The following is a 3,118-nucleotide window of genomic DNA, read 5'->3' on the forward strand; positions in this document are numbered from 1 at the left end:
CTGCAGTTGCTGCACCTGCAAAATATAGAGCGGTCAATGCTTTCAGTTTCCTACTCCCCCAAATGCGCGCTGTGGACGAGCCGCAACGTCGACGCAGACCATGAGCAGTGGCGAATCCTGGTTGTCGATGACAACGCCGCGAGCGCCGAAGGTCTCGCTGCCGCGCTCAACGCAGACGGCTGCGACACTCGCTTTGCGCTGAGCGGTGTAGACGCGCTACAGGCAATCGATGGTTGGGTTCCACATGTCGTCGTGCTCGACATCAGCATGCCGGAGCACGACGGGTTCGCCACTGCCCGCGTTTTACGCCGAATCTCTCCCACCCGTAATGCGGGAATTATCGCTTTTACGGCGCTTGGGGAAGACTACGTGCGCTCGAAGGGCGTTCACGCAGGCTTCGATGGCTACTGCCAGAAAGGCAACGCGCCCGGCGTCCTGGTCAAGTTGATTGGTCAGATCGTGCAAGTTCACTGAAACCGGTCGCCGAAAGTCGGTTTTCAACTTCATTTGTCCCCAAAACCTGTCGCCGCAAGCCTTTTACAGGCTTGCTTCTGGCGTTTCCCCGGCGCACTCCATCCGCCTGATTATTCTTCGATCCTGAATAGTGTATTGAAGTTTATGGGGATAAAAAACCGATAGTAGGGGTATACACTGCATTTCATCGACGAAGCAGCAACGACGCATTAGCAAGACCGCTGCAACGCCTTGTGAACAGTCGTACGTCTACCCAATATCGGAGCTCATCATGAAAAAGAACCTTCTCGCATCCTTGCTTATCGCCGCTACCGCTTCTATCGCTGTTCCGGCTTTTGCCAGCGGCTACGGCCCGGCGCCTTCGTATCGTCCTTCGGTCGGTGCTCCGGCTTCGCAACAAGGCCAGAACACGCAAACGCTGGCTGCTGAAAGCCGTAATGCCGATGCAAATGCTTACGGTGGCTCGAAGTCGCTGACGCAGTCGGGTTCGACGAGCCGTGACGGCACCAGCAAGTCGCAAGCAGTTTTCTTCGGTCAATAAGTCTTCGTGCTGTTGCGCGCACAACCGGCAAACATCAAGCCGTCCTGATCGCGTAAAGCTTCGCTGAATGACCGTGTAATGCGCCAATGCCCGCTGGACTTACGTCCAGCGGGCATTGGCGCTTTTGCGTCGAGGCCGGACGAAATGCTTCAGGTGCCGGTCTTCAATGCGTTGCGCATCACGGTCGCGAGTTCGGCCGGCGCAAACTTCGATACATACGCGTTTGCGCCCACTTTGCGCACGTGTTCCTCGTTCGCTGATCCCGACAGCGACGAATGGATTACCACCGGAATGGCCTGCATGCCGGCGTTCGCCTTGATGCGGCGTGTGAGCGTGAAGCCGTCCATCTCCGGCATTTCCAGATCAGTCAGCACCAGCGCGATTTCATCCGATGCAAGCCGTCCTTCCGACTCGGCCTTGCGCTGCAGGTCTTCCAGCACATTCCACGCTTCCTGGCCGCTCTTGGTCATGATGAACGACACGCCCATCGCGTTCAGGCTCTGCTCGATCAGGCTGCGGGCGACGCCGGAATCATCGGCGGCGAGAACCTTCGTGCCGGGCTTCAGGACCAGGCGGCCCGTGCTGGACTCGTTGATCTCGTCTGCAGTTGTCGACGGCAGGACGTCGCGCAGGATCTGCTCCACGTCGAGCACTTGCGCGAGCCGCGAACCGTCCACGTTGCCGTCGAGCCGCGCGAAGCTCGTCACGGTCCGCCCGCTCGAATGCGATTCGGCCGATAGAACCTGGTTCCACTCCAGCCGCACGATATCGTCGACTTCTTCGACGGCAAAACCTTGCGTGGTACGCGCGAATTCAGTCACGAGCAGGATCTTCGGACCGTTTTTCGGCTGGCAACCCGTCACCTGCGCCAGATCGATGACCGGAATGATCTGACCGCGGATATCGGCAACGCCGAGGATTTCGGGATTCGCGCCGGCGACCACGGTGATCTCGGGCATCGCGAGAATCTCACGCACTTTGAACACGTTGATGCCGTAAAGCTCGCGCTGCTCCGAGCCGGGCGCTTCGCCCAGGCGGAACAAGAGCAGCTCGAACATGTTGTTGCCTGCGAGCCGAACCCGCTGTTCGATGTCGTGTTGTGAGCTGCTCAAAATGTTCTCCTGTTCGATTTATGCCGGGCTTTGACCAGCCGGTTCCTGATTAGCGGCGCGGTGCAGGGAAACTGAAGCTCAATTTTGCGGGTTTATGAACGCAGCGTTACCGTGCTGTGCGCATATCGAGTTTGCCGTATCGGGATTGACCCTTGGACGGACTAAAACCCGTGTTTTCGAGCGTCCGGGCAACCGGCAGGTGGCCTATACTTTTTGAATGGGCTGGGTAATTTTCATGTAAGGCAAGACGTGGCCCCATGTGGTACGCCCTGCAGTCCGGCAGGCGTCGCGCGGTTCAACGGAGGCGTTCGATGGCAACAGTCGCACAAGTTCTTAATTCGAAACCCGATCACACCATCTTCACGATTGCCGACACGGCTTCGGTCTACGACGCCATCGTCATGATGGCGGAAAAGCATATCGGCGCGCTGATCGTGACGCACGGCGAGGCCATTGTCGGGATCATGACCGAGCGCGATTACGCGCGCAAAGTGGTGCTGATGGACCGGGTTTCGCGGCAGACCCCGGTGCACGAAATCATGACTTCGCAAGTGCGTTTCGTGCGCCCTGAGCAGACCACGGACGACTGCATGGCGCTGATGACCGAAAAACGCATGCGCCATTTGCCGGTCATCGACGGCGAAAAACTCGTGGGGATGATTTCCATAGGCGACCTGGTGAAAAACATCATGTCCGAGCAGGAGCTCACCATCCACCAACTCGAAGGTTATATACGCGGCGAACATATGTAGCCGGCGTTTGTAGTCGCTTTGCAGGCGCGCGGGGCGGCAAGCCGCGCGTCTTTTTATTGGCGGAAGAAAATGTAAGCTAATTGTTATAATTGTCGGGCGCCGCGACGGCTGCCCGGCAATGGCTGGCGACGCACCCGTTCAATCATCGAGCGTGCTCGATCCGACCTGACAGGAGCGCCATTCATGACGCCCGCCGAACTATCCCCAACGCCATCCGAAGCCGCTCCGCAGGCACACGC

At 58.4% G+C, this 3,118-nt stretch carries 4 protein-coding genes; 3 read left to right on the forward strand and 1 reads right to left on the reverse strand.

Going from position 1 to position 3,118, the window contains the following annotated elements:
* The first annotated feature begins 36 nt into the window (after nt 1-36).
* Both ACFFAR_RS29195 and ACFFAR_RS29200 read left to right on the forward strand, forming a co-directional pair.
* Nucleotides 37-474 carry a response regulator gene (locus ACFFAR_RS29195; RefSeq protein WP_062003633.1) on the forward strand — a complete coding sequence of 146 codons (438 nt, stop codon included), beginning with the start codon at nt 37-39 and terminating at the stop codon, nt 472-474.
* Between the two features lie 271 nt (nt 475-745).
* Nucleotides 746-1,015 (forward strand): hypothetical protein, encoded by a 270-nt coding sequence (locus ACFFAR_RS29200; RefSeq protein ID WP_062172357.1) that lies wholly within the window; start codon nt 746-748, stop codon nt 1,013-1,015.
* Between the two features lie 149 nt (nt 1,016-1,164).
* On the opposite strand, the gene ACFFAR_RS29205 is transcribed toward ACFFAR_RS29200, so the two are convergent.
* Nucleotides 1,165-2,127: a chemotaxis protein CheW gene (locus tag ACFFAR_RS29205; RefSeq protein ID WP_174365460.1), complete on the reverse strand. Its 963-nt coding sequence runs from the start codon at nt 2,125-2,127 to the stop codon at nt 1,165-1,167.
* 311 nt (nt 2,128-2,438) lie between these two features.
* Here ACFFAR_RS29205 and ACFFAR_RS29210 point away from each other — a divergent pair, with 311 nt between their 5' ends.
* Nucleotides 2,439-2,879: a CBS domain-containing protein gene (locus tag ACFFAR_RS29210; protein WP_062002623.1), complete on the forward strand. Its 441-nt coding sequence runs from the start codon at nt 2,439-2,441 to the stop codon at nt 2,877-2,879.
* The last annotated feature ends 239 nt before the right edge of the window (nt 2,880-3,118 follow it).

Origin of the sequence: uncultured Caballeronia sp., assembly GCF_964243625.1 — a bacterium.
GTDB lineage: Bacteria > Pseudomonadota > Gammaproteobacteria > Burkholderiales > Burkholderiaceae > Caballeronia.

Excerpts from the sequence above, each read along its gene's own strand:
- ACFFAR_RS29195 (WP_062003633.1), top strand. The coding sequence starts at position 37 with ATGCTTTCAGTTTCCTACTCCCCCAAATGCGCGCTGTGGACGAGCCGC.
- ACFFAR_RS29200 (WP_062172357.1), top strand. The coding sequence starts at position 746 with ATGAAAAAGAACCTTCTCGCATCCTTGCTTATCGCCGCTACCGCTTCT.
- ACFFAR_RS29210 (WP_062002623.1), top strand. The coding sequence starts at position 2,439 with ATGGCAACAGTCGCACAAGTTCTTAATTCGAAACCCGATCACACCATC.